This window comes from Ramlibacter sp. MMS24-I3-19, from assembly GCF_050320135.1.
Lineage (GTDB): Bacteria > Pseudomonadota > Gammaproteobacteria > Burkholderiales > Burkholderiaceae_C > Ramlibacter.
The window spans coordinates 2,856,232-2,882,276 of the sequence record NZ_CP190017.1; the positions used below are offsets into that span (position 1 = coordinate 2,856,232).

Below are 26,045 nucleotides of genomic sequence, written 5' to 3' on the forward strand. Positions count from 1 at the left end.
AGAAAGGGGCCTCGCGGCCCCTTTTCTCATCGCAGGCGTTGTCGCCTCAGTCGTTGCTGCTGGTGATGCCCAGCAGTGCCAGCAGGCTCTGGAACACGTTGAACGCATCCAGGTACAGCGCCAGCGTGGCGGTGATGTAGTTGGTCTCGCCGCCGTCGACGATGCGCTTCAGGTCGTACAGCATGAAGCCGCTGAAGATGCCGATGGCCAGCACGCTGATCACGAGCATGCCGGTGCCGGAGCCCACGAACACGTTGATGATCGAGCCGATCACCAGCGCCATGGCGCCGACGAACAGGAACTTGCCGAAGCCGGACAGGTCGCGCTTGATCATGGTCGACAGGCTCGCCATGACGAAGAACACGCCGGCCGTGCCACCGAAGGCCGTCATGATCAGGCTGGGCCCGTTGTGCAGTCCCAGCACCATGGCAATGAGGCGCGAGAGCATCAGGCCCATGAAGAACGTGAACGCCAGCAACACGCCGACGCCGGCCGCGGAATTCTTGGTCTTCTCGATCGCGAACATGAGGCCGAACGCGCCGCCGAGGAAGACGATGAGACCGAGCCCTCCCGTCATGGAGCGCGTGATGCCCGTGGCCACGCCCACCCAGGCGCCCAGCACCGTGGGGATAAGGCTCAGCGCCAGCAGCCAGTAGGTGTTGCGAAGGACGCGGTTTCGCTCCTGCGCCGAGGGAAGGGCATAGCCATAACCGACCCGCGTGACTTGTTCGTTCATACCAAAGCTCCTTGAACTGATGGCGGATTAGAGAGAAGGATTCTAGTTTGGTTCCGTCGTGCTGCCGCAGCCGCCAAGGGCGCCCCGTTATGCTTGCCGCTCCCTGGAGAACTGCATGAAAACCAAACCTACCCTGGAACTGTCCGACGTCAAGGCCATCGCCGCTGCAGCGGAAGCCGAAGCCCGCAAGAACAACTGGCTCGTGTCGATCGCGATCGTTGACGATGGCGGGCACCTGCTGTGGCTGCAGCGCCTGGATGGCGCTGCTCCCGTCTCGGCGCAGATCGCGCCCGCCAAGGCGCACACCGCCGCGATGGGCCGCCGCGAGAGCCGGCTGTACGAAGAGATGATCAATGGCGGCCGCGTGTCGTTCCTCAGCGCTCCCGGCCTGCACGGCCTCCTGGAGGGCGGAGTGCCCATCATGAAAGACGGCGTCTGCCTGGGTGCCATCGGCGTGAGCGGCGTCAAGTCCACCGAGGACGTGCAGATCGGTCGCGCAGGCCTGGCCGCCCTGGGTCTGTGATCACTTGGTGAGGATCAGCTTGCCCAGCCGGGTGGCCTGCAGCCGGTAGGTCTCGCCGTTGTGCGTGATCTCGACCACGCGCCGTCCTTGCAGCAGTTGTTCGCTGCGCACGGGCGGCAGCGACTGCGGCCTCTCGCAGGCGGCCTGGCCGTCCGGATCCGCCGCCTGCTGGGCTTCGTGATCTGCGTCCGGATTCGTCACGGCCGCTTCGGTTCCGTGACGAATCCGATCCTGCGCAGGCCGGCCTGCTGCGCTGCAGCCATCGCCTGCGCCACCCGCTCGTAGCGCACGTCCTTGTCGCCGCGAATGTGCAATTCGGGTTGGGGATCGTGGCCCGCTTCGGCACGCAGCATCCGCGGCAGGTCATCGTCCGCGACCTTCGCCTCGTTCCACCAGTACTGGCCCTGCGCATCGACGGAGAGCCGCACCGTCTGCGGCTTGGTGTCCTGCGGCTGCGCGCTCGCGCGTGGCAGGTCGATGTCGACGGCGTGCTTCATCACGGGCACGGTGATCATGAAGATGATCAGCAGCACCAGCATGACGTCCACCAACGGCGTCATGTTGATCTCGTTCATCACCTCGTCGGTGTCGTCCTGGGTGCCGAAGGCCATGCTCAGGCTCCCTTCTTCATCGGCACCACCTTGGTGGCGCTATCGGTCGTGACACGGGCGCCGGTGATGAAGTGCGCATGCAGGTCGTGCGCAAACCGGTTCAGCTTGAACAGCACGCCCTTGTTGCCGCGCACCAGTGCGTTGTAGCCGAGCACGGCCGGGATGGCGACGGCCAGGCCGAGCGCCGTCATGATCAGCGCTTCGCCCACCGGGCCGGCGACCTTGTCGATGGTGGCCTGGCCCGCGGTGCCGATGGCGATCAGTGCGTGGTAGATGCCCCAGACGGTGCCGAACAGGCCCACGAAGGGCGCGGTGGATCCGACGGAGGCGAGGACCGCCAGTCCACCTTGCAGGCGCGCGGTGGATTCGTCGATCGAGTTGCGCATCGCGCGCGTGAGCCAGTCACTCGCGCCCAGCGAATCGTGCAATTGCGGCTGCGCGTTGTGGTGTGCCGCGGCCTCGCGGCCTTCGAGGGCCAGCGCACGGAACGGGTTCGACGGATCGGTGCCCAGCTTGCTCAGGCCGTCGGCGAAGTCGGATGCGTGCCAGAAGCTCTCGATGCGCCGGGACTGCCGCGCATAACGCTGCAGATCGAGCGCCTTCACGATGATCACGATCCAAGAGGACAGCGACATCGCGAGCAGGATGATCGCGACCCCCTTGGTGACGATGTCACCCTGGCTCCAGAGATGCGCGAGGCCGATGTCAGTGTTCATGGGAACTCATTCGAGGACGAAGTTGATGGGGACGTTGAACCACATGGCTTCCGGCACGCCATTGCGCTTGCCGGGAACGTAGCGCCACTTGCGCACCGTTTCCAGCGCGGCGCGGTCCAGCCGGTCGAAGCCGCTGGACTGCCGCAGTTCGACCTCCTTCGCCGTGCCGTCGGTGCCGATCAGGACGCGCACGATCACCTTGCCCTGCTCGCCGGCGCGGCGGCTCGCCGGCGGATAGTTCGGCGCCGGGTTCTGCAGGTACTCGGCATTGGTGGATGGGAGCTCGACTTTGGCAGGCGCAGGTGGAGCCTCCACCGTGGGACCGGCCGCTGTCGCAATTGCTGGTGCTGGAGGGGCGGGCGGTGAGGGCGGCTGTGGCTCGGCGACGGCGGCAGGCGCATTCGGCGACGGCCGCTCGCGGGGCGCGATGGGCCGCGGTGCAGGCGCGGGCGCCACGGGCTTCCTTCGCGCAACGGGCTGCTGCGCCATCGGCTGGGGCTTGGGCGGTGGAGCTGGTGTCGGCTGCACCTGCGGTTCGGCGGGCGTGATCAGCTCGCTCAGCATCTGCACGGGCACGAACACTTCGGTCGCCTGACGCAGCAGGCCGGCGTTCAGGGCCCAGAGGGCCAGCACATGCAGCAGCACCACCCCACCCGCGACCGCGGCAGTGCGAGGCGAGATCGTGGACATGGCCATGACCGTCATTGATGGGAGCGCGAGAGCGAGGCCACCCTGCGCGAGCGGGAGATCGCAGGCAGCAGCTCAGGCTGCCGCGAGACCGGACGGTGGATTCCAGGCGGCGCTGTCCTGGATACGGGCCGAGAGCTGCACTGTGTGGCTGCGCGGCTGCGCTTCCAGCGCCGCCACCGGATGCAGAGCATTGCACTGCGCCACCACGTCCCGCGCGCACGTCTCGCACTGGCCGCATTGCGTGGCCACGCCGAGCTCGAACTGGATGTCATCGAAGCTCATGCCGGCGCGCGCATGGCGGGCGATCTCGCGGTCGGAAACGCGGTGGCAGACGCAGACGATCATGGGGACGACTTTGTTCGGTAGCGTTGGAAAGTGGACTGATTATAAATACGAATCGCTCGCATTTGCAATCCAGATTGATCGCAGGGGCATGCGCATCCGCCATCACGCAGCATCGTCGGCGCCGGGCGCCTGCTTGGCGCCGGTGACCATGGCGCGCACCAGGTTCTCGCGCTGGCGCAGGCTGGTGAACACGACGCCGGCGACGTGAAGGGCGATCAGCGCGAGCAGCAGCCACGCCAGTGCTGCATGCACTCGCTCGAGCCACGCCTCGCCCCAGAACAGGTCGGTGGCGGTGTAGAGCCAGCCAGTCACGCCGAGTGCGCCGACGCAGGCCAGCAGCGCAAGCACCATCCAGCCGCCCAGCGGGTTGTGGCCCAGGTAGCGTCGTTCGCGCCGTGCGAGAACACGGCGTCCGTACGCTGCCACGGCAGCAGGACCGCGCACGAAGCTAGCGAACCGGGCGTGGCGACTGCCGGTGAATCCCCACGCGACGCGGGCTGCGACGATCGCGGCAGCGGCATAGCCGGCCGGTTCGTGCCAACCCAGGAGCGCGAGCGAGCTGAGCCAAGCGATCGCTACTGTCGCCACCAGCAGCCAGTGCAGGCAGCGCACGGCGGTGTCCCAGACCGCGACGCGATCTTCAAGGGCTTTCGCCCCAGGCGAAGCCACTCTTACTTGACTGCGCCGACCTTCTCGAAGGTCTTGGGATTGAAGTAGACCTCGGCGCGCTCGTTCTTCTCGTCGAAGCCGTAGACCTCGTAGCAGCCGTTGTCGGTCTTGACCTGCCGCACCTTCTTCCAGCCGTCGGCCAGCAGCTTGGCCTGCAGTTCGGTCTGCTTGCGCCATTCGGCCTTGGGCACGTCGCACTTGAACTCGCCATGGGCCAGCGCACTGGTGGCAGCGGTCAGCACCAGCAAGGCGGCACAGAGGCGGGAGATGGTTTCCATGAGTCTTTCTTTCGTGAGAACGCGGCTCAGACGTCGACCCAGAGCCGCAGCAGGTTGTGGTAGGTGCCGGTGAGGCCGACCACCGCGGGATCGGTGTCGCCAATCGTGCTGCGCAACTGGCGCAGGTGGTTGTCCATGTCGAACAGCAGCCGGCGCTGCTCGTCGCTGCGCACCATGCTCTGGATCCAGAAGAACGCCGCCGTCCGTGCTCCTCGAGTGACGGGCTCCACACGATGCACGCTGGTGGCTGGATACAGGACCATGTCACCGGCCGGCAGCTTGATGCGCCGCGGGCCGGCAACGTCCTCGATGACCAGCTCGCCGCCGTCGTAGTCGTCGGGTGCGGACAGGAACAGGGTGCAGGAGATGTCGGTGCGCACCCGGCCCGCGCCTTGACGGAGGTAGCGCACCGCACCGTCCACGTGGTTGTCGAAGCGGTTGCTGCCGCCTCCGTACCGATTGAAGAGGGGCGGCGAGATGTGCTTGGGCAGGCTCGCGGAGAAGAACAGCGCGTTGCGCTCGAGGCCGCGCAGCACGAGCTGCTGCAGCTCGCGCGTTGGCTCGCAGTCCTCGGGGAGTTGCTCGTTGTGCTTGGCCAGCGAGGCCTGCTCGCCCGCGGTCGCGCGGCCGTCGCCCCACGGTGCGGTGGCGAGCACGGCCCGCGCCCGCGACAGTTCGCCGGCGTTCAGGACTTCACGGACGTGCAGCAGCATGGGTCAGTACCGGTAGGCGACGCTCGCCACCAAGCTGCGGCCTAGGCCGGGGATGACGAAGCCGGGATAGAGCTGGTCGCCGTACGTGCGGTTGGCGACGTTGCTGGCATTGAGCTGGACGAACACGTCGGGCGAGACCTTGTATTCGGCCATCAGATCCACCACGGCGTAGCCCGGCGCTCGGGCCATGCGCTGGGCGGCGCCCGAGGTTCCCTGCAGCGCGAAGTTCTCGCTGGCGCCGTGCACGCCGCCCGCGACGCGCAGCTTCGGCGACGCCTGGTAGCTGAGCCATGCCGCACCCGTGTGCCTGGGCGTCAGTCCCACGCGCTGGCCGACGCTGGCCTGCGCCCTGGCGGACAAGCCGACCGCATCGATGGTCGCACCGGGGATGAAGGAGTACGAGAGGTACATCTCCCACTTCGGCGTGAGCCGGCCAACGACGTCGAGCTCCAGGCCGGTCGAGTGCCGCTTGCCGGACAGCGTGAAGGCCGTGCCCGCGAAGTCGGCATCCGTGGTGCGCTCGTTGTACTTCTCGGTGCGGAACAGCGCCGCGCGGGTGGACAGTTTGCCACCCAGCCAATCGAGCTTGGCGCCCACCTCCACGTTGCGGCTCTTCTCGGCGGGCGTGTTGGCGGTCTGCTGGGTCGTGAACTGGTACGTGTCCGCCGAGGTGTTGAAGGACGTGCCGTACGACACGTAATACGTGCTGGCGTCGTCGGGCTGGTACAGCGCGCCGGCGCGGTAGCTCCAGAGCGAGGGATACGACACGTCGGTCGAGGGCCGGGTCGCGACCGCGCCGTTGTTCGCGTAGGTCACCTGGCCAGTGGTGGCCTCGAAGCGGTCCCAGCGGACACCGCCTAGCAGCTTCCACCGGGGGGCCACCTGCACCAGCTCCTGCGCATAGACGCCCAGCGCGTGGCCGCGGTAGTTGCTCGTCTCCCGGTACGCGGGGACGCTGCCAGTGCCGGTCAGCACCGAGCCATCGTCCGGTGTGCCCAACGTGGTGGGAGGCCTCGTGCCGAGCACGTTGCCCGTCGCATTCTGGAAGCGGGTGGCCTGCTCGGCGGCCGCATCCACGCCTGCAAGGACCTCGTGCTTCAGCCCGAACCAGCCCGCCTTGCCGCTGTAGTCGCTCTGGAGATAGGTCGTGCGGTAGTTGTCCTTGCGCGGGGTGAGCGATGCGCGCGTGAGGATGGTCGCATCGCCGAGGTTGCCGGCGTTGGTTGGCAGCCCGTTCGTGGTGCCGAATCGCGCGACCGAGCTCCACTGCGCGCGGTCAAACGTGCCGGTGCGAAGCTGGCTGCGCAACTCGCCGCCGCCATCGAAGCGATGCGTGTGGCTCAGGTTCGCGTAGGTGGCATTTCCATCGACGTAATCCGACGGGGTGCCGTAGAACTTGCGAGGGTCCGTGTGCGCCACCTGGCCGCCGAGGTAACCCACCGCATTGCGGGGTACGTTGTTGCTGTTGAGGTCGAACAGGCCGACGTTGAACTCGTCACGGGTGTCGATGCCCCAGCTGTAGCTCGGTGCGATGCCATTGCGCTCGACCTTGGCACCGCGATTGTCGGCCTTGGTGGCCATCGCGTTGATGCGCAGGGCCGCTTCCTCGCCGGTCCGCTTGTTTAAGTCGGCGGTGGTGCGCAACAAGCCGTCGGTGCCCACGGACCCGACCAGGTCGGTCTGGTCCGCGAGGAGCGGCTTCTTGGTCACCTGGTTGATCACGCCCCCTGTGGATCCCCGGCCGAACAGCATCGAAGCCGAGCCGCGCAGCACCTCGACGCGATCCAGGTTGAACGTGTCGCGCTCGTATTGCGACGGATCGCGCATTCCATCGATCAGCAGATCACCCGTGGTCGCCGCCGGGAAGCCGCGGATGCGGATGTCCTGGTCGGTGCCGTTCTCGGACCGCGGAGAAGGTGATGCCCGCCGTGTAGTGCAGGGCTTCCTTGAGGGTGTCGAGACGTGCATCGTCGATCAGCTTCTCCGTCAGCACGGTGACGGATTGCGGGATGTCGCGCAGGTCCTGGGTGCCCTTGCCGATGTTCGTCCGACGGGTCTGCAGCGTGTCCTTGCCCTGCGCAGGCTCAACCTTCTCCTTCACGACGACCGGGCTCAGGCTCTGCTCCACGACCGGCGCAGGGCTCCCTTGCGCCCAACTGCTGACGGATGCTGCGAGCATCAACGCTCCCAGTGGCACGAATGCCGTGTCCGAGGTCAGGGCCGCTGCGGGCGGGATTTCACGTGCTTTGCCGGCGGGCGCTCGTGCGGATTCGAGCGTAGAACGAGGTGCCAAGTAGCCTCCAGTAGGTCTTCCGGGTTGTTGTGCTAGTTCATCCGGGCTGGCTGGTGCGCTTGGAGGCGAGCATTGGCTGGCGCAGAGTCGCCGGGATTGTAATTCAAATGCGAATCACTCCTATTTGAGCCTCTTGCCTCGAGGGCAAGAACACAGCGGCGGCTCTCCAGATTAGAATGAGAATAATTCGTATCCGGAGTGCGCATGTCCCCCAGTTCGACCGTCCCGAGCCGCCTTGCCGGCGGTGCTGTGCGCGCGAACGCGGCTGCGATCTCGCACCGGCTCGACCAGGCGCCCAGCGGACGGCTGTTCACGGTGCGGCAGGTTCACGCCGACCCGCAGGTCCCCGAGCGGGCACGCCAGCTGGAGGAGATCGGCTTCTGCCCCGGTGAGCGCGTCATGGTGATGGCGCGAGGCTTTCTCGGTGGCGACCCGCTGGTGGTCCGCATCGGCCAATCGACCTTCGCGCTGCGCAGCGCCGAGGCTGCTTGCGTGCAGATCGAGGGACTTCCCGGCACCCAGCACGCATGAATGAAGCCGTCATCCACCTGCATCCGCCGGGACGCCTGGCGGCGCTGGTCGGCAATCCCAATGCAGGCAAGACCGCGCTCTTCAACCGGCTGACCGGCAGCCAGCAGAAGGTCGCCAATTACGCGGGCGTCACGATCGAGCGCAAGGAGGGCAGGCTCGCCCTGCCTTCGGGCAAGACCGTGCGCGTCCTCGACCTGCCCGGCACCTACAGCCTCACCCCGCGCTCGCCTGACGAGCGCATCACGTGCGAGGTCCTGCTCGGCACTGCGCAGGGCGAGAAGCGCCCCGACCTGGTTGTCTGCGTGGTCGACGCGACCAACCTGCGGCGCGGCCTGCGTCTGGTGCTGGCGGTCAAGCGCATGAACCTGCCGTGCGTGGTGGCGCTGAACATGGTGGACCTGGCGCACAACCGGGGCATCCGCATCGACAGCGAAGCGCTTGCCACGGAGCTTGGCGTTCCGGTGGTGACCACGGTGGCCGTCCAGGGAGACGGCGACGCAAGCCTTCGCGAACTGCTCGAACGACAGGAGATCTGGCAGCCGACCCGCACGCTGATGCCGGTGCCCACGCCGCCGGGTGACGAATTGCCGGATCACGAGCGCGTTCGGACGCTGCTCGAGCGACTCGGGCTCGGTGACGTCGCCCCGCACCTGGCCAGCGACCGCATCGATCGCATCGTGCTGCACCCGGTGATCGGGCCGCTGTTGCTAACGGCCTTGCTGTTCCTGGTGTTCCAGGCCGTGTTCGCCTGGGCCGAGGGACCCAAGTCCCTCATCGAGGATTCGGCCTCCTGGCTCGGTGAACAGGTCGGCGCGTTCCTGCCGCAAGGCCTGCTGCGAAGCTTCATCACCGACGGACTGATCGCCGGCGTCGGCGGGGTGCTGGTCTTCCTGCCGCAGGTGCTGATCCTCTTCTTCTTCATCCTCGTGCTCGAGGAGTCGGGCTACCTGCCGCGCGCCGCCTTCCTGCTGGACCGCATCATGGGCGGGGTGGGCCTCTCCGGGCGCTCGTTCATCCCGCTGCTGTCCAGCTTCGCCTGCGCGATTCCCGGGATCATGGCCACGCGCACGATCTCCAACCCGCGGGACCGGCTGGTGACGATCATGATCGCGCCGATGATGACGTGCTCGGCACGGCTGCCGGTGTATGCGCTGCTGATCGGCGCCTTCATCCCGCAGCGGCGCGTCGGCCCTGGCATCGAGCTGCAGGGCCTCGTGCTGTTTCTGCTCTATGTGGCCGGCATCTGCGGCTCGCTCGCAGTGGCCTGGATCCTGAAGCGCACGACCGCGCGGGGCATGCCGCGGCCGCTGATGATGGAGCTGCCGACGTACCACTGGCCGCACGTGCGCAACGTGGCGCTCGGCTTGTGGCAACGCGCCGTGATCTTCCTGCGACGGGTGGGCACCATCATCCTGACGCTGACCGTCGCCCTCTGGGTGCTGGCCAGCTTCCCCGCGCCGCCGGCAGGCGCCACGCGGCCAGCCATCGAGTACAGCATCGCGGGATTGCTCGGACACGGACTGTCAGTGCTGCTCGCGCCGATCGGATTCAACTGGCAGATCAGCATCGCGCTCGTGCCGGGCCTCGCGGCACGCGAAGTGGCGGTCAGTGCGCTCGGCACCGTGTACGCACTCTCGTCGGTGAAGGACAACGCGGCGCAGGCGCTCACGCCCATCATCGCCAGCAGCTGGAGCCTGGCTACCGCGTTGTCGCTGCTGGCCTGGTATGTGTTCGCGCCGCAATGCATGGCGACGCTGGCGACGGTCAAGCGCGAGACGGGCGGCTGGCGCTGGGCCCTCGTGATGGCGGGCTACCTGTTCGCGCTGGCGTATGTGGCGTCGTTCATCACGTACCGCGTCGCACTCGCGCTGGGCTGGGGCTGACGGACCGCGGCTTCAGCTGCCGATCTCGCCCATCTGCGACTGCAGGTAATTCTGCAGGCCCACCTTCGCCAGCAGGTCGATCTGGGTTTCGAGGAAGTCGATGTGCTCCTCGGTGTCCTCGAGGATGTGCTGCAAGATCTCTCGCGAGACATAGTCCTGCGCCTGTTCGCAAGCCGCGATGCCGGCCTTGATGGTGGCCTGCGCGCCGCGCTCGCTCTGCAGGTCCCCGTTCAGGATCTCTGGAACGTCCTCGCCCACGAGCAGCTTGCCGAGGTCCTGCAGGTTCGGCAGTCCGTCGAGCATCAGGATGCGTTCCATCAGCCGGTCGGCATGCTTCATCTCGCCGATCGACTCCTCGTATTCCTTCTTCGCGAGCCGGTCCAGCCCCCAGTGCTTGAGGATGCGGTAGTGCAGGAAGTACTGGTTCGTCGCCGTCAGCTCGTTCTTCAGTTGTGCCTGCAGGTGCTGCACGACTTGCGGATTGCCTTGCATGGCAGTGCTCCAGAGGTTCGCGTGGCGTCGATTGTGGCCGAAAGGAACGGGCCCGCCGCCGGCGTGCAGCCGAGGGCGGGCCCGGTCCGGTCCTGTGTCTTCAGGCGGGTGCGGACGTGCGGATCAGGTGGTCGAAGGCACCGAGCGCGGCCTTGGCTCCGTCGCCCGCGGCGATGATGATCTGCTTGAACGGCACCGTCGTCGCATCGCCCGCGGCGAACACGCCGGGGATCGAGGTCTGCCCCTTCGCGTCGACCACGATCTCGCCGTGCCGCGAGAGCTCGAGCGTTCCCTTGAGCCATTCGGTGTTGGGCACCAGGCCGATCTGCACGAACACGCCCTCCAGTTCGATCCTGTGCGACTGGCCGGTCTGGCGGTCCGTGTACACCAGCCCGCTGACCTTGTGCTCGTCGCCCGTGACCTCGGTGGTCTGCGCATTCAGGATCGTCGTCACGTTGGGCAGGCTCGCCAGCTTGCGCTGCAGCACAGCGTCCGCACGCAGCTGGTCCGCAAACTCGAGCAGCGTCACATGGGCCACGATGCCCGCCAGGTCGATCGCGGCCTCGACGCCGGAGTTGCCACCGCCGACCACCGCCACGCGCTTGCCCTTGAACAGCGGACCGTCGCAGTGCGGGCAATAGGCCACGCCCTTGTTGCGGTACTGCTCCTCGCCTGGCACGCCCATCTTCCGCCAGCGCGCGCCGGTCGACAGGATCACGCTGCGCGCCTTGAGCGCCGCGCCGTTTTCCAGCTCCACCTCGATGAGGTCGCTTCCTGCCTTGAGCGCCTTGGCGCGCTGCAGGTTCATGATGTCGACGTCGTAATGGCGCACATGCTCCTCGAGTGCCAGCGCGAACTTGGGCCCTTCGGTTTCCTTCACGGAGACGAAGTTCTCGATGCCCGGGGTGTCCAGCACCTGGCCGCCGAAGCGCTCTGATGCGATGCCCGTGCGGATGCCCTTGCGCGCGGCGTACACGGCCGCTGCCGCGCCCGCGGGGCCGCCGCCGACGATCAGCACGTCGAACGGATCCTTGCCCGCGATCTTCTTCGCTTCACGTTCGCTGCCGCTGGTGTCGACCTTGGCCAGGATCTCCTCGAGGCTCATGCGGCCGGTGCCGAACATGGTGCCGTTGAGGAAGACCGTCGGCACGCCCATGATCTGGCGCTGCTCGATCTCCTCCTGGAACAGGCCGCCTTCGATCATCGTCGTGCGGATCCGCGGGTTCTGCACTGCCATCAGGTTCAGCGCCTGCACGACATCCGGGCAGTTGTGGCAGGTGAGGGAGACGTAGATCTCGAACTCGAGATCCGTGTCGATCGCCCGAATCTGCTCCAGCACGTCCTGCTCCACCTTGGGTGGATAGCCACCCACCTGCAGGAGAGCCAGCACCAGTGAGGTGAACTCGTGGCCCATCGGCAGGCCGGCGAAGCGCGGCCCGTGGTTCTCGCCGGGGCGGTTGATAGCGAACGAGGGCGTGCGATGCGGGCCATTGCCTTCGCGGGTCTCGGTCACGCGCACGAGCGGCGACGACTCGGCGATGTCATGCAGCAGGGCTTGCATGTCGCGGGAGGCGTCGGTGTCATCGAGCGCAGCGGTGATTTCGACCGGTTGCGAGATGCGCTCCAGGTAGGCGGCGAGCTGGGCTTTGAGGCTGGCGTCGAGCATGTTGGAAATCCAGGGTTCAGGAACGACGAAGGCCCGGGGCGAGAGGCGCACCCGGGCCTTGGGACAGGCGCGCGGCGCCGGCGGTCAGATCTTGCCGACCAGGTCCAGCGAGGGCTTCAGGGTCTTGGCGCCTTCTTCCCACTTCGCGGGGCACACCTCGCCCGGGTGGGCGGCGATGTACTGGGCGGCCTTCACGCGACGCAGGGTTTCCTTGGCGTCCCGGCCGATGCCGTTGTCGTGCACTTCGATGGTCTTGATGCGGCCCTGCGGGTCGATCACGAACGTGCCGCGCAGCGCCAGGCCCGCGTCCTCGCCCTCGGTGATCAGCACCTGGAAGAAGCGCGCCAGCTGGTGGTTGGGATCGCCGATCAGCGGGTACTGCACCTTCTTGATGGTGTCCGACGTGTCGTGCCAGGCCTTGTGGGTGAAGTGGGTGTCGGTCGACACGCCGTAGATCTCCACGCCCAGCTTCTTGAATTCGGCGTAGTTGTCGGCCAGGTCGCCGAGTTCGGTCGGGCACACGAACGTGAAGTCAGCGGGGTAGAACACCACCACCGACCACTTGCCCTTGAACGTCTCGTCGCTCACCGGCACGAATTTGCCGTTGTGGTACGCGGTGGCCTGGAACGGAAGGACTTGCTGGTTGATCAGGGACATGCTTGGGATTCCTCTGTGAGAGTTCGTTGGAGTGCGGCAAGGAGTGTGCCCTCCGGCGCAGGATTGATCCAATTCATTGACTCAATCCACTCCATGCAGAATGTCTATTGACTGCGAGGTACTGCAGCGCTCAACTGCCGAGCCGCGAGCCTCAGTACTCCAGCCGCTCGGGCCGGATCTCCTGCAGGATCGTGGTGGCGATCTCCTCGATCGACTTGGTCGTCGTCGAGAGCCACCGGATGCCGGCGCGCCGCATCATGGCTTCCGCTTCGGCAACTTCCGCGCGGCAGTTCTCCAGCGCCGCATAGCGCGAGTTGGGCCGCCGCTCGTTGCGGATCTCCGCCAGCCGCTCGGGCTGGATCGTCAGCCCGAAGATCTTCTTGCGGTGCGGAACCAGGGCGCCCGGCAGTTGCTGCCGGTCGAAGTCTTCCGGAATGAGCGGGTAGTTGGCGGCCTTGAGGCCGTGCTGCATGGCCAGGTAGAGCGAGGTCGGCGTCTTGCCGCTGCGGCTGACGCCCACCAGGATCACGTCGGCGTCCTCCAGGTCGCGATTGCTCTGTCCGTCGTCGTGCGCGAGGCTGAAATTGATCGCTTCGATGCGGTCGTGGTACTCCTTGCTCTTGCTCACGTCGGAGAACCGTCCCACCCGGTGGTTGGACTTCATGCCCAGCTCGATTTCCAGCGGCCGCACGAAGGTGCCGAACATGTCGAGCAGCATCGCCTTGCAGCCGTCCTCGATCACCTGCAGGATTTCCACGTTCACGAGCGTGGTGAACACGATGGGCCTGCGGCCCTCCACCTCGGCCGTGTGGTTGACCTGCCGGACCACCTGGTGCGCCTTGTCGACGGTATCGATGAAGGGCAGCCGCACGTGGCGCGGCTTGAACTCGAACTGCGCCAGGATGGCGTTGCCGAAGGTCTCGGCGGTGATGCCGGTGCCATCGGAGATGAAGAACACGGTGCGGGCGTGCATGGCCATGCCGTCATCCTACCGAGCCATCCACCTGCCCGGACGGCAGCCGCGCTGCCTACAATGGCCGCAACTTTCCCGCCGCCTGTCCATGCACGCCCCCGGCCTCTTCGAAGAACCACAAAGCCGCACGCCTGGACAGCGCCGCCTGCGCGCACGCGCAACCCCAGTTTCAACTTCTGGAGCTTCCCCATGTCTGCGCGTTTCAGCTCGACCGCCCTGGTCGTACCGTTTGAGAACCTGAGGATGAGCGACGTCGAGGCGGTCGGCGGCAAGAACGCCAGCCTCGGCGAAATGATTTCCCAACTCCCGCAGGGCGTGCGCGTCCCGACGGGTTTCGCGACCACTGCCCACGCATTCCGGCAGTTCCTGGCCCATGCCGGCCTGGCCGAGCGCATCCAGAAGCGGTTGCAGACGCTGGACACCGAAGACGTGCGCGCGCTGGCCGCGGCCGGCGCCGAGATCCGCGGCTGGGTCGAGGCCCAGCCGTTCCCTGCCGACCTGGAGCGCGAGATCCGCGCTGCCTTCGAGAAGCTGGCCAGCGGCAACGTGCAGGCCAGCTTCGCGGTGCGTTCCTCGGCCACGGCGGAAGACCTTCCCGACGCGTCGTTCGCCGGCCAGCAGGAGACCTTCCTGAACGTCGTCGGCATCGAGGACGTGCTGCACAAGATGAAGGAGGTGTTCGCCTCCCTCTACAACGACCGGGCCATCAGCTACCGCGTGCACAAGGGCTTCGCGCACGCCGACGTGGCGCTGTCGGCCGGCGTGCAGCGCATGGTGCGCAGCGACCTTGGCGCCGCCGGCGTCATGTTCACCATCGATACCGAGTCGGGCTTCCCCGACGTGGTGTTCATCACCTCCAGCTTCGGCCTGGGCGAGACGGTGGTGCAGGGCGCCGTGAACCCGGACGAGTTCTACGTGCACAAGCCCATGCTGGAGGCTGGCAGGCGGGCGGTGATCCGCCGCAATCTCGGCTCCAAGCTGATCCAGATGGTGTTCAGCAGCGACGCCGAGAAGGCCGCCAGCGGCAAGCTGGTGAAGACCACCGACGTTCCGCTCGAGCAGCGCAACCGCTATTCGCTGACCGATGCCGAGGTCGAACAGCTCGCGAAATACGCGTTGATCATCGAGAAGCACTACGGCCGACCGATGGACATCGAGTGGGGCAAGGACGGCCTGGACGGCCAGCTCTACATCCTGCAGGCCCGGCCCGAGACGGTGAAGAGCCAGCAGCAGGGCAAGGCCGAGATGCGCTACAAGCTCAAGGGCAAGGGCAACGTGCTCGCCGAAGGCCGTGCCATCGGGCAGAAGGTGGGCACCGGCCCCGTGCGCCTGGTGCACAGCATCTCCGAGATGGACCGCGTCCAGGCCGGCGACGTGCTGGTCACCGACATGACCGACCCGAACTGGGAGCCGGTGATGAAGCGCGCCAGCGCCATCGTCACCAACCGCGGCGGCCGCACCTGCCACGCCGCCATCATCGCGCGTGAACTCGGAATCCCGGCGGTGGTCGGCTGCGGCGACGCCACCAGCCTGCTCAAGGACGGCACGCTGGTCACCGTGAGCTGCGCCGAAGGCGACACGGGCTTCATCTACGACGGCCTGCTCGAAACCGAGGTCAGCGAGGTGAAGCGCGGCGCAATGCCGGACATCGACGTCAAGATGACGATGAACGTCGGGAACCCCCAGCTGGCGTTCGACTTCGCGCAGCTGCCCAACCACGGCGTCGGCCTGGTCCGCCTCGAGTTCATCATCAACAACAACATCGGGGTCCACCCGAAGGCGATCCTCGATTACCCCAACGTCGATGGCGACCTCAAGAAGGCCGTGGAGTCGGTCGCCCGCGGCCACGCGTCGCCGCGCGCCTTCTACGTGGACAAGGTCGCCGAAGGCGTGGCCACCATCGCAGCCGCGTTCTGGCCCAAGCCCGTCATCGTGCGTCTGTCGGACTTCAAGAGCAACGAATACCGCAAGCTGATCGGCGGCTCGCGCTACGAGCCCGAGGAAGAGAACCCGATGCTGGGGTTCCGTGGTGCGGCGCGCTACATCAGCAACGAGTTCCGCGAGGCTTTCGCCATGGAGTGCGAGGCGCTGCTGCGCGTGCGCAAGGACATGGGCCTGACCAACGTCGAGATCATGGTGCCGTTCGTGCGCACGCTCGGGCAGGCCGACCGCGTCACGCGCATGCTGGCGGAGCAGGGCCTCAAGCGCGGCCAGGACGGGCTGAAAGTGATCATGATGTGCGAGGTGCCGAGCAACGCCATCCTGGCAGACGAGTTCCTCGAGTACTTCGACGGCTTCTCCATCGGCTCCAACGACCTGACGCAGCTCACGCTCGGACTGGATCGCGACTCCGGGCTGGAGCTGCTGGCGGCTGATTTCGACGAACGCGACCCGGCCGTCAAGGCCATGCTGTTGCGGGCCATCACCGCCTGCCGCAAGCAGGGCAAGTACGTCGGCATCTGTGGCCAGGGCCCGAGCGACCATCCCGACTTCGCCAAGTGGCTGGCCGAAGCGGGCATCACGTCGATCTCGCTGAATCCGGACAGCGTCATCGACACGTGGCACCAGCTCGCGTCACGCTGACGCGCGCAATCCCTAGGCGACACGGGGAGCACGGATGAGATGATCGGGCGAGCGCCCGATCACCATGGCCGACCACCGACGCCTTCGCACCAGCTACGAGCGCCGCCTGGGTCGCACGCTGGGCCTGTACATCGCGGGCCTGTGCGGATTCCTGCTCCTGCTGGCCTGGGCAGAGCAGCAGGGCCTGGCGCGGCACTGGCTCGGTCCGCTGTTCCTCTTCACGACGGTGATGGTCTACGCCGCCATCGGCATCTGGGGCCGCACCAGCGACGCCGAGGAGTATTACGTCGCCGGGCGCCGCATCCCGCCGTTCTACAACGGCATGGCCACGGCGGCCGACTGGATGAGTGCAGCCTCGTTCATCAGCCTGGCTGGCGGCTTGTACCTCCAGGGCTTCACGGGCAAGCCGGGCGAGCCGGGCGGCCTGGCCTACGTGCTCGGCTGGACGGGTGGCTTCTGCCTCGTCGCCCTGCTGGTTGCGCCTTACCTGCGTGGCATGGGGCTGTACACGCTGCCCGACTACTTCCAGGTCCGCTACGGCGGGGCGTGGCCGCGTCGCGTCGCTGCGCTGGGCGCCATCGCGTGCTCGTTCACGTACGTGGTGGCGCAGATCTACGGCATCGGCCTGATCGCCTCGCGCCTGACCGGCGTGCAGTTCGAGATCGGCATCCTGCTTGGTCTCGGCGGCGTGCTGCTCTGCTCGTTCCTCGGCGGCATGCGGGCCGTCACATGGACGCAGGTGGCGCAATACGTCGTGCTGCTGCTGGCGTTCCTGATCCCCGTGTCCTGGCTCGCGTACAAGCAGGTCGGGAACCCGCTCGCCCCGCTGGTGGTGGGCCAGCAGCTGGAGAAGATCGAGCGGCTGGAGCAGCGCCTGCTGGACGATCCCGCCGAGAAGGCGGTGCAGGCCGAGTACCTGCGCAGGGCGGAGCGCTATCGGCAACTGCTGGCCGACGTGCCAGGGTCGCTGGACCGGGAGCGTGCGGCGGCACAGGCCCGCATTCGCGAGTTGAAGCAGCGCAATGTGGACTCCTCGCAGGTGGTGGCCGCCCACCGTGAACTCGCGGCGCTGCCGAGTGGCCCGCAAGCCGCTCGCGAGCTGTGGATGCGTGCCATGCACGACAGCGAGGAGCGCGCACGTCCGCTCAACGGGTTGCCGCGCCACAGTGTCGCCTTCAGCGGCGAGGCGGAAGGCAGGCACTCGGAGTCGTTCGACCTCTCGCGCCGCAATTTCCTGGCCCTGGTGTTCTGCCTGATGGCGGGGACTGCGGGCTTGCCGCACCTGCTCACGCGCTTCTACACCACGACCGGCGTGCCGCAGACGCGTGAATCGGTGGCGTGGGCCGTCTTCTTCATCGCGTTGCTGTACCTCAGCGTGCCCGCGCTGGCGGTGCTGGTGAAGTTCGAGGTCATGCAGCACCTGGTCGGCAGCCGCTTCGACGCGTTGCCGAGCTGGATCGTGCAGTGGACGCGGGTCGACCCGGCGCTGATTTCCGTGAGCGACATCAACGGCGATGGCCGGTTGCAGTTCGGCGAACTGCGCGTCGGTGCCGACATCGTGATGCTGGCGACGCCCGAGATCGCTGGGCTTCCCTACGTCGTTTCCGCGCTGGTGGCCGCGGGAGGATTGGCCGCCGCGCTGTCTACGGCCGATGGCCTGCTGCTGACCATCAGCAACGCGATGGTGCGCGACCTGTACAGCCAGGAGACCCCGCGGGAGATGGCGCCAGAGCAGCGCGTGATCCTGTCCAAGTTCGCGCTGCTGTCGATGGCCCTGGTCGCGGCGCTCGTGGCGGCGCTCAAGCCGGCGGACATCCTGCCGCTGGTGTCGGCATCGTTCTCGCTAGCGGCATCGACCTTCGTTCCTGCGCTGGTGCTCGGGATCTTCTGGCGTCGCACCAGCCGGGCCGGCGCCGTGGCCGGCATGGTGGCGGGCCTGCTGGTCACGGTCTACTACATCGGTGCCAACGCACCGTGGGTCCGGTCGCTGCTTGGGCTGACCGGCGCTCCCCCGCAGTGGTTCGGCATCGTGCCGGTGTGCGCCGGCGTGTTCGGCGTCGCTGCCGGCGTGGCGGTCACGGTGCTGGCCAGCGTCGCCTGGCCTGGGCCCGATGCGCAGATGCCGTCGCCGTCGCCGTCGCCGTCGCGAGGCAACCGACGTCTGATCTGCCTGCTGCTGCTGGCCTGGTTCGCCGTGACCTTCGGCGTGGGCTACTTCGCACGCGACCTGCGGTTCCAGGTGCTCGGCTGGCCCTTCAGTTTCTGGATGGCCGCGCAGGGCGGCGTGCTGGCCTATGTGGCCATCACCTGGGTCTACGCGCGTCGCATGGCCCGCCCGCAGAGGTCAGGAGTCCTGCAGCAGCAGTCCTCGGTGCCGCCCGCTGTATAATCTTTGGCTTTGCCTTGCCGCACCCCGTCTGACGCCGGGGGCGGCTGCCACCGCCGGCGGACTCGGAGACGAGCGCCCCGGCCCATCCTCAAGGAGAGTCCATGCGTCATTATGAAATCGTGCTGCTGATCCACCCGGACCAGAGCGAGCAGGTTCCGGCCATGCTGGAGCGTTACAAGGGCATGATCACCGCCGGCGGCGGCAAGGTGCATCGTGTCGAGGACTGGGGCCGCCGCCAGCTGGCCTACCAGATCAACAAGCTCGCCAAGGCGCACTACCTGTGCGTCAACATCGAGGCCGACCAGAACGTGATGGGCGAGCTCGAGCACGCCTTCCGCTTCAACGACGCCGTGCTGCGCCACCTCACGGTGGTCAAGAAGAAGGCCGACACCGGCCCGTCGTCGATGATGAAGACCGTCGAGCGCGAGGAAGCTCGCAAGGCCCAGCAGGCGGAGTACCAGTCGTAAGGCACTCGCCGTCGCGGCCCGCCCGGCGATGAACCAGGTCGTGCTGACGGCCCGCATCGCCGAAGCCAAGGCGCTGCGCTACACCCCGGCCGGATTGCCGGCCCTCGACCTCTCGCTCGAACACGAGTCGGAGGTCCTGGAGGCGGGGCAGCGCAGGCAGGTGAGGGCGGCGCTCAGGGCGGTGGTGATCGGCAGCGGGGCGGAAACGCTCGTTCGCCAGCCGATCGGGGGCCAGTGGGCCTTCACCGGCTTCCTGGCGACACCGCGCAACGGCAAGTACCCCGTGCTCCACATCCAATCGTTCGAACCAGCTTAAAGAGACACACATGGCCACGTTCAAGAAATTCAACAAGGACAAGCGTCCCAAGCGCAACACGCAATCGCTGCTGTTCAAGCGCAAGCGTTTCTGCCGCTTCACCGTCGCCGGCGTCGAGGAAATCGACTACAAGGACGTCGACACCCTGCGCGACTTCGTCGCCGAGAACGGCAAGATCATCCCGGCGCGCCTGACCGGCACCCGCGCGATCTACCAGCGCCAGCTCAACACCGCCATCAAGCGCGCGCGCTTCCTGGCCCTGGTCCCGTACAGCGACCAGCACCGCATCTAAGGAGCGACCTCATGCAAGTCATTCTTCTGGACAAGGTCGTCAACCTGGGTGGCCTGGGTGAGATCGTCAAGGTCAAGGACGGCTACGCCCGCAACTTCCTGATTCCGCAGGGCCGTGCCCGCCGCGCGACCGAGGCGAACAAGGCCGAGTTCGAGGCTCGCCGCGCCGAGCTCGAGAAGGCGGCCGCTGCCAAGCTGTCCGAGTCGCAGGCGCAGGGCGAGAAGCTCGCCGGCACGACGCTCAAGCTCACGCAGAAGGCCGGCGTCGACGGCCGCCTGTTCGGCTCCGTCACCAACCACGACATCGCCGAGGAACTGGGCCGCCAGGGCTACAAGGTCGCCAAGTCGCAGGTGCGCATGCCGAACGGCCCGATCAAGACGGTCGGCGATTCCACGGTGAGCGTGGCGCTGCACACCGACGTGGTGGTCGACATCAACGTCACCGTGTACGGCGAGACGGCGTAAACAGACAAAGCAAGGCTGCGAGCAGCCTTGTCCTTCGTCAAAGCCGCCTTCGGGCGGCTTTGTTCATTCAGGCGCCGGAAATCCACAGGTTCCGGCGCGTCATCCACAGCTTGCCCACCCCGTACGCCCAGCCTTGTGCGTGGACATCCGCGCAGCGGGGGGTAGCATCGCCCGAAGAGGAGAAGCCGCGCCATGTCCGCCGTCCTGAGCCCCGTCAACGACGACTTCCCGCGCGATCGGCAGATCGCGCAGCTGCGCGTGCCGCCGCATTCCGTGGAGGCCGAGTCCAGCGTGCTCGGTGGCCTGCTGATCGACAACGGCGCCTGGGACCGGGTGGGCGACCTGCTGAACGAAGGCGACTTCTACCGGTACGAACACAAGCTGATCTACGCGGCCATCGGCGCGCTGGTCAACGCATCGCGCCCCGCCGACGTGATCACGGTGTACGAGCACCTGCAAAGCCTGGGCAAGGCCGAGGAGATCGGCGGCCTCGCCTACCTGAATGGACTGGCGCAATACGTGCCCAGCGCCAGCAACATCCGGCGCTATGCGGAGATCGTTCGCGAGCGGGCCATCCTGCGCAAGCTGGTGTCGGCCTCGGACGAGATTGCCACCGCGGCCTTCAACACCCAGGGCAAGGCGGTCGACCAGATCCTCGACGAGGCCGAGCAGAAGATCTTCAACATCGGCGAGGAAGGTTCGCGCGCGAAGCAGGGCTTCCACGCCATGGACAGCCTGGTCGTGGAGCTGCTGGACCGGGTCCAGGAGATGGCCGACAACCCGAATGACATCACCGGCGTCCCCACGGGCTTCCATGACCTGGACCGCATGACCTCCGGGCTGCAGGCGGGCGACATGGTGGTCCTCGCCGCGCGACCTTCCATGGGCAAGACCGCCTTTGCCATCAACATCGCCGAACACGTGGCGCTGCACGAGGGGCTGCCGGTCGCCGTGTTCTCGATGGAAATGGGGGCCTCGCAGCTGGCCGTGCGTATCGTCGGCTCCATCGGCCGCATCGACCAGGGGCACCTGCGCACCGGCAAGCTCAACGACGACGAGTGGCCGCGGCTGACGGAGGCGATCGAGAAGCTGCGCAACGTGTCGCTGCACATCGACGAGACGCCCGGCCTCACGGTGAGCGAACTTCGCGCCAACGCGCGGCGGCTGGCGCGCCAGTGCGGCGGCAAGCTGGGCCTGATCGTGATCGACTACCTGCAGCTCATGAGCGTGTCGGGTGGCATGGCCGACGAGAACCGCGCCACCGCCGTGGGCGAGATCTCGCGCGGCCTGAAGATGCTGGCCAAGGAGCTGGGTTGCCCGGTCATCGCGCTGTCCCAGCTGTCGCGCGGCGTCGAGGCGCGCACCGACAAGCGCCCGATGATGAGCGACCTGCGCGAGTCGGGCGCCATCGAGCAGGATGCCGACGTCATCATGTTCATCTACCGCGACGACTACTACAACAAGGACTCCAAGGAGCCCGGCGTCGCGGAGATCATCATCAGCAAGCAGCGGAACGGCCCCACCGGGACCGTCAAGCTCGCATTCCTGAAGCAGCTGACGAAGTTCGAGTCGCTCGCCAGCGGCGGCGTCGACTTCTGACGGTCACCAGGCCCAGTACGGGCCAGGACCGGCCGGCGTGTTCGCGCCCGTGATGGCGGTGAACACCGTACGCCCGTAGAAGAAGGGCAGTCCCCAGTCGAACGCCTGCGGCAGCGCGGTGCCTGCACTGCCCGCGATATTCGCCCCCGCCACTTGCGCCGACAGCGCATCGACGCTCTCGATGGTGAAGCTCACGTCGCGCGAGACGCCGCTGCTGGACACCTGGGTTGCGGTGAGCGAGAGCGGCGCGTCCGGGCAGAAAAACTCCGTCGACACGGCGCAGGTCTTCAGCGATGCGTCGTGGAAGAAGAAGCCGTTCGATCCGCTGTCCAGGAAGCTCTGGTCGTAGGGGGTTCCGTTGTAGACGGTGCGGAAAAAGCCGCGCTGGTCGGTGGTGAGCACGGTGGCCGCGCCGAGCTGGTTGTTCGTCTGTGTGCCGATGCCCAGGATCAGCGCCCCGGTCGCACGCGCCGCGCCCCCGACTGGTACGGCGGGCAGGACCAGCACGACGCCGTTGTTGTCCGTGGCGAGCAACGTCACTGGGTTGGTCACCTGCGACGTGGTGGCCACGCGCGCCGACGTGCAGCCGCCAGCGGTGCAGCCGAAGTAGATCTGCGGCGACGTGCTCGCCTCGCAGAACGTTCCGCAGTCCTGCGTGAACAGGCCCACGCCAAGGATGCCCTTCGCCGCGCCGGCGGGATCGAGGCTGCCGCCAGTGCCGGAGCAAGAGGCCGGCACCGCGGGCACGCCGGGGTCCCCGATCACCTGCACGGGCACGTTGGACGCGGTTCGGCTGGCCAGCCGGATGTCAGCGCGGCGCACCGCGCCCCAGGTGTAACCGCTGGCGAAGTGACCGCATTCGGCCAGCACCGCGCCGTTGGCGGTGATGCCCGGCAGCGACAGCGATGCGGCCGTGGCCGCGGTCAGTCGCAGGCCCGTGGAGCCAGTGTCCACGAGCACGTGGTCGATGTCCTGGCACACCGACGTGCCCGGCTGGCACACCGTGACCGTCACATAGGGCGAGTTGATGGCGCTGCCGTTGACGCCACGGTCCACCACCATGGCCAGCACGTTGGCCGCCGCGTCCACGGAGGCGGAGACGCTGCCGACGGCGGGGGCGGGTGTCGATGTGGTGGACGACGGCGTCGCGGGGGCGGGCGCGGGCACGCTGCCGCCGCCACCCCCGCCGCCACAGGCGGCCAGCAGCAAGGACAGGGCGAGGGCGGCCAGCCATCGGGGCAGGCAGTTGCGGGCGGTCATGGGATCTGGCGGGGATCGAAGCCGGCGGGAAGTCGGGTAGGCAGCCACGCGCGTCCTTCGAAGCCTCGCATGTGGCCGGCGGACACCAGCACCAGGTCTGGGCGGCTGATGCTCAGGGCCGACGTGCGGCCGCGGGCGGCGCTCTCCTGCAGGGCCGGAAACGACGCGCCGAGCAGCTCGCGCAGGTCGGGCAGGAAGGGTCCGGACCATGCGACCGCGAACACGGTGCCGCCGCTGTCGACGAACTCGTGCAGGACGGTCCCGGTCTCGAGCTGTCGCTGAACGTGCGAGTAGGCCGCACCCGCCGCGGTGACCGCCTGCTGCGTCGTGGCGGCAGCGGCCCCGGGGGGTGGAGGATTCGGCGCGCCGCCGAGTGCGGCGAACGCAGGTCCCGCGGCCGCCAGGGCGATCGCAGCAAGGAGACGAGGAGAACGCATCAGCATGAGCCTAGCAGCCCAGCGGTTCGCCGGGGCGTTCCCGGTTGCAACAAAGGTGGCGGCGTGCGCCACCCCGTCAGAGCGCCTCGCTGGCGAAATCGGCGAGCCGTGAACGCTCGCCGCGTGCGAGCGTGATGTGGCCGCTGTGCGGCCAGCCCTTGAACTTGTCGACGGCGAAGGTCAGGCCGGACGAGCCCTCGGTGAGGTAGGGCGTGTCGATCTGGGCCAGGTTGCCCATGCAGATGATCTTGGTGCCGGGACCCGCGCGCGTGATCAGCGTCTTCATCTGCTTGGGCGTGAGGTTCTGCGCCTCGTCGATGATGACGTACTTGTTCAGGAACGTGCGTCCGCGCATGAAGTTCATGCTCTTGATCTTGATGCGGCTGCGGATCAACTCGTTGGTGGCCGCGCGGCCCCATTCGCCGGCGCCGTTGTCGGTCTTGCCCAGCACCTCGAGGTTGTCGTCGAGGGCCCCCATCCACGGGCCCATCTTCTCCTCCTCGGTGCCGGGCAGGAAACCGATGTCCTCGCCCACGCTGACGGTCGCGCGGGTCATGATGATCTCGGTGTAGCGGCGATCGTCCAGCACCTGCGTCAGTCCGGCGGCCAGCGCCATCAGCGTCTTGCCCGTGCCCGCCGTGCCGGTGAGCGACACGAAGTCGACCTCCGGATCCATCAACAGGTTCATGGCGAAGTTCTGCTCGCGGTTGCGCGTGGTGACGCCCCACACCGCGTTCTTCAGGTGGCCGTAGTCCTTCAGCGTTCGCAGCACGGCGGTCTTGCCGCGGATCTCGGTCACGCGCGCATAGAGGCTCGGCTCGCCCGGGGCCTCGAAGTACACGAACTGGTTGATCTGCAGGCTGGGCACGACCGGCCCGGTCACGCGATAGAACGTGTGCTGGCCGCTCTGCCAGCTCTCGACGGTCTTGCCGTGCTTGGCCCAGAAGTCGGGCGGCAGCGCCAGCGACCCCGAGTACATCAGGTCGATGTCGTCCAGCGTCTTGTCGTTGCGGTAGTCCTCGGTGTCCAGGCCGAGCGCGCGAGCCTTCACGCGCATGTTGATGTCCTTGGACACCAGCACCACCTCGCGCGGGGCGTGCTGCTCGCGCAGCGCCTGCACCACGCCCAGGATCTGGTTGTCGGCCTTGCCCTGCGGCAGGCTGGGCGGCAGGTGGTTGGCGAGCGCCTGGGTCTGGAAGAACAGGTTGCCGCCGGCTTCGGCGTGGCCGGTGGACGCGAGCTTCAAGCCCGCGGCGATGTCGGCGCCTTGCGCGCCCGCGAGTGCATCGAGCGAACGGCTGGCCTGTCGCGCATTGCGGGCGACTTCCGTCGTTCCCTTCTTGTGGCCATCGAGTTCCTCCAGCACGATCATCGGCAGGAAGATGTCGTGCTCCTCGAAGCGGAACAGGCACATCGGGTCGTGCATCAGCACGTTGGTGTCGAGCACGAACAGCTTGGACGGGCCTGTCGCGCGCTTCTTGCGGGCCGCAGGTTCGTTGGCCGCGACCGTCGACGCGCGCCGCCGCGATGCGGGCCGCTCGGCCGCGGGCTCCTCCTCGCGGAAGGCAACCGGGTGCACCGGCTGAGGGAAGCCGCGCGGATCCAGATCGTCGTCGGCCGCAGCCTGCGGCTTCTCAGCGTGCGCCGGCTCGGACCCCGAGGCCTCCGTTTTTCGAGCGGCCTTGTGCGAGGACCGGGCCGGGGCGTCGTAGGCCTCGGCCGGAAGCAGGGCGGCACGCTTGTTGGGGGCTGGGGGCAGCGGCATAGGGCAGGGGAGTCCCGGAAGAGAAGGTCGAAAAATGAAAAAGCCGCCAGGCGAGCCGGGCGGCTTGTTCTTCGGATGCAGTGTCGACGCGGAGCGTCGTCTTCAACAGCATGAATTCACTATACACGACGCCTCTGGCGCCACGGCGGTGGTCCGGCTGCTGTTGCTACCAGACGTCACGCAGGATCAGGCGGCCTTCTTCAGCAGCTTGACCGCCTTGAGCACTTCGTCCACGTGGCCCGGCACCTTCAGGCCGCGCCATTCCTGCTTGAGGATGCCGTCCGCGCCGATGAGGAAGGTGCTGCGCTCGATGCCCTTGACCTTCTTGCCGTACATGATCTTGTTCTTCACCACGCCGAACATGTGGCACATCTTCTCTTCGGTGTCGGCGATCAGCTCGAACGGCAGTTCGAGCTTGGTCTTGAACTCGTCGTGCGACTTCATGTTGTCGCGCGAAACGCCGAACACCGTGGCGCCGGCCTTCACGAAGTCCTTGTACTTGTCGCGAAACTGCATGGCCTCGGTGGTGCAGCCCGGCGTGTTGTCCTTCGGGTAGAAGTACAGCACCAGGATCTGGCCCAGGTGCGAGGTATTGCTGACCTTGAGGCCGCCCGTGGCGTTCGCTTCGAATTCCGGGATGGGTTTGTTGACAACGATCGCCATGGATTCTTGTATCTCGTGTGACAGGGGTTGGCCG

General features: G+C 67.2%; 29 protein-coding genes. 10 read left to right on the top strand and 19 right to left on the bottom strand.

What is annotated here, in order from left to right; all coding sequences use genetic code 11:
* Nucleotides 1–46: 46 nt before the first annotated feature.
* On the bottom strand, nt 47–736 hold the full coding sequence (locus ACPWT1_RS14265) for a Bax inhibitor-1/YccA family protein (RefSeq protein ID WP_427911824.1): 690 nt from the start codon (nt 734–736) through the stop codon (nt 47–49).
* A gap of 115 nt (nt 737–851) precedes the next feature.
* Between ACPWT1_RS14265 and ACPWT1_RS14270 the strand changes: the two genes are divergently transcribed.
* Nucleotides 852–1,259 (top strand): GlcG/HbpS family heme-binding protein, encoded by a 408-nt coding sequence (locus ACPWT1_RS14270; RefSeq protein ID WP_427911825.1) that lies wholly within the window; start codon nt 852–854, stop codon nt 1,257–1,259.
* Here ACPWT1_RS14270 and hemP read toward each other — a convergent pair whose 3' ends face one another.
* From hemP to ACPWT1_RS14320, 10 genes are all read right to left on the bottom strand, one after another.
* Nucleotides 1,260–1,484 (bottom strand): hemin uptake protein HemP, encoded by a 225-nt coding sequence (hemP, locus tag ACPWT1_RS14275; RefSeq protein WP_427915560.1) that lies wholly within the window; start codon nt 1,482–1,484, stop codon nt 1,260–1,262.
* Complete coding sequence (locus ACPWT1_RS14280; protein ID WP_427911826.1) at nt 1,457–1,870, bottom strand: ExbD/TolR family protein; 414 nt, start codon at nt 1,868–1,870, stop codon at nt 1,457–1,459. Before ACPWT1_RS14280 ends, hemP begins: the two co-directional genes overlap by 28 nt.
* Before the next feature lie 2 nt (nt 1,871–1,872).
* Entirely contained in the window at nt 1,873–2,586 is a 714-nt protein-coding gene (locus tag ACPWT1_RS14285) for a MotA/TolQ/ExbB proton channel family protein (RefSeq protein ID WP_427911827.1), read from the bottom strand.
* A 6-nt stretch (nt 2,587–2,592) separates the two neighbouring features.
* Nucleotides 2,593–3,291 (bottom strand): energy transducer TonB, encoded by a 699-nt coding sequence (locus tag ACPWT1_RS14290; RefSeq protein ID WP_427911828.1) that lies wholly within the window; start codon nt 3,289–3,291, stop codon nt 2,593–2,595.
* 57 nt (nt 3,292–3,348) lie between these two features.
* Nucleotides 3,349–3,621 (bottom strand): (2Fe-2S)-binding protein, encoded by a 273-nt coding sequence (locus ACPWT1_RS14295; RefSeq protein ID WP_427911829.1) that lies wholly within the window; start codon nt 3,619–3,621, stop codon nt 3,349–3,351.
* Nucleotides 3,622–3,723: 102 nt separating this feature from the next.
* Nucleotides 3,724–4,290, bottom strand: coding sequence for a cytochrome b/b6 domain-containing protein (locus ACPWT1_RS14300; RefSeq protein WP_427911830.1), 567 nt, complete (start codon nt 4,288–4,290; stop codon nt 3,724–3,726).
* 2 nt (nt 4,291–4,292) lie between these two features.
* Entirely contained in the window at nt 4,293–4,568 is a 276-nt protein-coding gene (locus ACPWT1_RS14305) for a PepSY domain-containing protein (protein ID WP_427911831.1), read from the bottom strand.
* Nucleotides 4,569–4,594: 26 nt separating this feature from the next.
* Nucleotides 4,595–5,281, bottom strand: coding sequence for a Fe2+-dependent dioxygenase (locus tag ACPWT1_RS14310; protein ID WP_427911832.1), 687 nt, complete (start codon nt 5,279–5,281; stop codon nt 4,595–4,597).
* 3 nt (nt 5,282–5,284) lie between these two features.
* Nucleotides 5,285–7,162, bottom strand: coding sequence for a TonB-dependent receptor (locus ACPWT1_RS14315; protein ID WP_427915561.1), 1,878 nt, complete (start codon nt 7,160–7,162; stop codon nt 5,285–5,287).
* A complete protein-coding gene (locus tag ACPWT1_RS14320) occupies nt 7,125–7,460 on the bottom strand; it encodes a TonB-dependent receptor plug domain-containing protein (protein ID WP_427911833.1) in 336 nt (111 codons plus the stop codon). The genes ACPWT1_RS14315 and ACPWT1_RS14320 overlap by 38 nt, the downstream gene beginning before the upstream one ends.
* Nucleotides 7,461–7,778: 318 nt before the next feature.
* On the opposite strand from ACPWT1_RS14320, the gene ACPWT1_RS14325 reads away from it, so the two are divergent.
* Both ACPWT1_RS14325 and feoB read left to right on the top strand, forming a co-directional pair.
* Nucleotides 7,779–8,105, top strand: coding sequence for a FeoA family protein (locus ACPWT1_RS14325; protein ID WP_427911834.1), 327 nt, complete (start codon nt 7,779–7,781; stop codon nt 8,103–8,105).
* A complete protein-coding gene (feoB, locus tag ACPWT1_RS14330; protein WP_427911835.1) occupies nt 8,102–9,988 on the top strand; it encodes a ferrous iron transporter B in 1,887 nt (628 codons plus the stop codon). The genes ACPWT1_RS14325 and feoB overlap by 4 nt, the downstream gene beginning before the upstream one ends.
* Nucleotides 9,989–10,000: 12 nt before the next feature.
* On the opposite strand, the gene bfr is transcribed toward feoB, so the two are convergent.
* The 4 genes from bfr to ppsR form a co-directional block, all read right to left on the bottom strand.
* The gene (gene bfr / locus ACPWT1_RS14335) at nt 10,001–10,480 is read right to left on the bottom strand and encodes a bacterioferritin (protein ID WP_427911836.1); all 480 of its coding nucleotides are present in this window, start codon (nt 10,478–10,480) and stop codon (nt 10,001–10,003) included.
* 100 nt (nt 10,481–10,580) lie between these two features.
* Complete coding sequence (gene ahpF, locus ACPWT1_RS14340; protein WP_427911837.1) at nt 10,581–12,146, bottom strand: alkyl hydroperoxide reductase subunit F; 1,566 nt, start codon at nt 12,144–12,146, stop codon at nt 10,581–10,583.
* Between the two features lie 84 nt (nt 12,147–12,230).
* Nucleotides 12,231–12,803, bottom strand: coding sequence for an alkyl hydroperoxide reductase subunit C (ahpC, locus tag ACPWT1_RS14345; protein WP_427911838.1), 573 nt, complete (start codon nt 12,801–12,803; stop codon nt 12,231–12,233).
* 151 nt (nt 12,804–12,954) lie between these two features.
* The gene (gene ppsR, locus ACPWT1_RS14350; RefSeq protein ID WP_427915562.1) at nt 12,955–13,776 is read right to left on the bottom strand and encodes a posphoenolpyruvate synthetase regulatory kinase/phosphorylase PpsR; all 822 of its coding nucleotides are present in this window, start codon (nt 13,774–13,776) and stop codon (nt 12,955–12,957) included.
* A gap of 189 nt (nt 13,777–13,965) precedes the next feature.
* On the opposite strand from ppsR, the gene ppsA reads away from it, so the two are divergent.
* From ppsA to dnaB, 7 genes are all read left to right on the top strand, one after another.
* Nucleotides 13,966–16,359 (top strand): phosphoenolpyruvate synthase, encoded by a 2,394-nt coding sequence (gene ppsA, locus ACPWT1_RS14355; RefSeq protein WP_427911839.1) that lies wholly within the window; start codon nt 13,966–13,968, stop codon nt 16,357–16,359.
* 64 nt (nt 16,360–16,423) lie between these two features.
* Complete coding sequence (locus ACPWT1_RS14360) at nt 16,424–18,748, top strand: VC_2705 family sodium/solute symporter (protein WP_427911840.1); 2,325 nt, start codon at nt 16,424–16,426, stop codon at nt 18,746–18,748.
* Nucleotides 18,749–18,849: 101 nt separating this feature from the next.
* Nucleotides 18,850–19,215, top strand: coding sequence for a 30S ribosomal protein S6 (gene rpsF / locus ACPWT1_RS14365; RefSeq protein ID WP_427911841.1), 366 nt, complete (start codon nt 18,850–18,852; stop codon nt 19,213–19,215).
* 28 nt (nt 19,216–19,243) lie between these two features.
* Nucleotides 19,244–19,531: a primosomal replication protein N gene (gene priB / locus ACPWT1_RS14370; protein ID WP_427911842.1), complete on the top strand. Its 288-nt coding sequence runs from the start codon at nt 19,244–19,246 to the stop codon at nt 19,529–19,531.
* Between the two features lie 10 nt (nt 19,532–19,541).
* Nucleotides 19,542–19,823: a 30S ribosomal protein S18 gene (rpsR, locus tag ACPWT1_RS14375; protein ID WP_013901741.1), complete on the top strand. Its 282-nt coding sequence runs from the start codon at nt 19,542–19,544 to the stop codon at nt 19,821–19,823.
* 11 nt (nt 19,824–19,834) lie between these two features.
* A complete protein-coding gene (gene rplI / locus ACPWT1_RS14380) occupies nt 19,835–20,287 on the top strand; it encodes a 50S ribosomal protein L9 (RefSeq protein WP_427911843.1) in 453 nt (150 codons plus the stop codon).
* A gap of 192 nt (nt 20,288–20,479) precedes the next feature.
* On the top strand, nt 20,480–21,886 hold the full coding sequence (dnaB, locus tag ACPWT1_RS14385; protein WP_427911844.1) for a replicative DNA helicase: 1,407 nt from the start codon (nt 20,480–20,482) through the stop codon (nt 21,884–21,886).
* A gap of 3 nt (nt 21,887–21,889) precedes the next feature.
* Here dnaB and ACPWT1_RS14390 read toward each other — a convergent pair whose 3' ends face one another.
* The 4 genes from ACPWT1_RS14390 to ACPWT1_RS14405 form a co-directional block, all read right to left on the bottom strand.
* On the bottom strand, nt 21,890–23,146 hold the full coding sequence (locus tag ACPWT1_RS14390) for a DUF3443 domain-containing protein (protein WP_427911845.1): 1,257 nt from the start codon (nt 23,144–23,146) through the stop codon (nt 21,890–21,892).
* Nucleotides 23,143–23,583 carry a DUF2844 domain-containing protein gene (locus ACPWT1_RS14395; protein ID WP_427911846.1) on the bottom strand — a complete coding sequence of 147 codons (441 nt, stop codon included), beginning with the start codon at nt 23,581–23,583 and terminating at the stop codon, nt 23,143–23,145. The genes ACPWT1_RS14390 and ACPWT1_RS14395 overlap by 4 nt, the downstream gene beginning before the upstream one ends.
* 76 nt (nt 23,584–23,659) lie before the next feature.
* Nucleotides 23,660–25,348, bottom strand: coding sequence for a PhoH family protein (locus ACPWT1_RS14400; protein ID WP_427911847.1), 1,689 nt, complete (start codon nt 25,346–25,348; stop codon nt 23,660–23,662).
* A 186-nt stretch (nt 25,349–25,534) separates the two neighbouring features.
* A complete protein-coding gene (locus ACPWT1_RS14405; RefSeq protein WP_427911848.1) occupies nt 25,535–26,011 on the bottom strand; it encodes a peroxiredoxin in 477 nt (158 codons plus the stop codon).
* Nucleotides 26,012–26,045 lie beyond the last annotated feature (34 nt).

Excerpts from the sequence above, each read along its gene's own strand:
- ACPWT1_RS14265 (WP_427911824.1), bottom strand. The coding sequence starts at position 736 with ATGAACGAACAAGTCACGCGGGTCGGTTATGGCTATGCCCTTCCCTCG.
- ACPWT1_RS14270 (WP_427911825.1), top strand. The coding sequence starts at position 852 with ATGAAAACCAAACCTACCCTGGAACTGTCCGACGTCAAGGCCATCGCC.
- ACPWT1_RS14280 (WP_427911826.1), bottom strand. The coding sequence starts at position 1,870 with ATGGCCTTCGGCACCCAGGACGACACCGACGAGGTGATGAACGAGATC.
- ACPWT1_RS14285 (WP_427911827.1), bottom strand. The coding sequence starts at position 2,586 with ATGAACACTGACATCGGCCTCGCGCATCTCTGGAGCCAGGGTGACATC.
- ACPWT1_RS14290 (WP_427911828.1), bottom strand. The coding sequence starts at position 3,291 with ATGACGGTCATGGCCATGTCCACGATCTCGCCTCGCACTGCCGCGGTC.
- ACPWT1_RS14295 (WP_427911829.1), bottom strand. The coding sequence starts at position 3,621 with ATGATCGTCTGCGTCTGCCACCGCGTTTCCGACCGCGAGATCGCCCGC.
- ACPWT1_RS14305 (WP_427911831.1), bottom strand. The coding sequence starts at position 4,568 with ATGGAAACCATCTCCCGCCTCTGTGCCGCCTTGCTGGTGCTGACCGCT.
- ACPWT1_RS14310 (WP_427911832.1), bottom strand. The coding sequence starts at position 5,281 with ATGCTGCTGCACGTCCGTGAAGTCCTGAACGCCGGCGAACTGTCGCGG.
- ACPWT1_RS14320 (WP_427911833.1), bottom strand. The coding sequence starts at position 7,460 with ATGCTCGCAGCATCCGTCAGCAGTTGGGCGCAAGGGAGCCCTGCGCCG.
- ACPWT1_RS14325 (WP_427911834.1), top strand. The coding sequence starts at position 7,779 with ATGTCCCCCAGTTCGACCGTCCCGAGCCGCCTTGCCGGCGGTGCTGTG.
- feoB (WP_427911835.1), top strand. The coding sequence starts at position 8,102 with ATGAATGAAGCCGTCATCCACCTGCATCCGCCGGGACGCCTGGCGGCG.
- bfr (WP_427911836.1), bottom strand. The coding sequence starts at position 10,480 with ATGCAAGGCAATCCGCAAGTCGTGCAGCACCTGCAGGCACAACTGAAG.
- ahpF (WP_427911837.1), bottom strand. The coding sequence starts at position 12,146 with ATGCTCGACGCCAGCCTCAAAGCCCAGCTCGCCGCCTACCTGGAGCGC.
- ahpC (WP_427911838.1), bottom strand. The coding sequence starts at position 12,803 with ATGTCCCTGATCAACCAGCAAGTCCTTCCGTTCCAGGCCACCGCGTAC.
- ppsR (WP_427915562.1), bottom strand. The coding sequence starts at position 13,776 with ATGCACGCCCGCACCGTGTTCTTCATCTCCGATGGCACCGGCATCACC.
- ppsA (WP_427911839.1), top strand. The coding sequence starts at position 13,966 with ATGTCTGCGCGTTTCAGCTCGACCGCCCTGGTCGTACCGTTTGAGAAC.
- ACPWT1_RS14360 (WP_427911840.1), top strand. The coding sequence starts at position 16,424 with ATGGCCGACCACCGACGCCTTCGCACCAGCTACGAGCGCCGCCTGGGT.
- rpsF (WP_427911841.1), top strand. The coding sequence starts at position 18,850 with ATGCGTCATTATGAAATCGTGCTGCTGATCCACCCGGACCAGAGCGAG.
- priB (WP_427911842.1), top strand. The coding sequence starts at position 19,244 with ATGAACCAGGTCGTGCTGACGGCCCGCATCGCCGAAGCCAAGGCGCTG.
- rpsR (WP_013901741.1), top strand. The coding sequence starts at position 19,542 with ATGGCCACGTTCAAGAAATTCAACAAGGACAAGCGTCCCAAGCGCAAC.
- rplI (WP_427911843.1), top strand. The coding sequence starts at position 19,835 with ATGCAAGTCATTCTTCTGGACAAGGTCGTCAACCTGGGTGGCCTGGGT.
- dnaB (WP_427911844.1), top strand. The coding sequence starts at position 20,480 with ATGTCCGCCGTCCTGAGCCCCGTCAACGACGACTTCCCGCGCGATCGG.
- ACPWT1_RS14390 (WP_427911845.1), bottom strand. The coding sequence starts at position 23,146 with ATGACCGCCCGCAACTGCCTGCCCCGATGGCTGGCCGCCCTCGCCCTG.
- ACPWT1_RS14395 (WP_427911846.1), bottom strand. The coding sequence starts at position 23,583 with ATGCGTTCTCCTCGTCTCCTTGCTGCGATCGCCCTGGCGGCCGCGGGA.
- ACPWT1_RS14400 (WP_427911847.1), bottom strand. The coding sequence starts at position 25,348 with ATGCCGCTGCCCCCAGCCCCCAACAAGCGTGCCGCCCTGCTTCCGGCC.
- ACPWT1_RS14405 (WP_427911848.1), bottom strand. The coding sequence starts at position 26,011 with ATGGCGATCGTTGTCAACAAACCCATCCCGGAATTCGAAGCGAACGCC.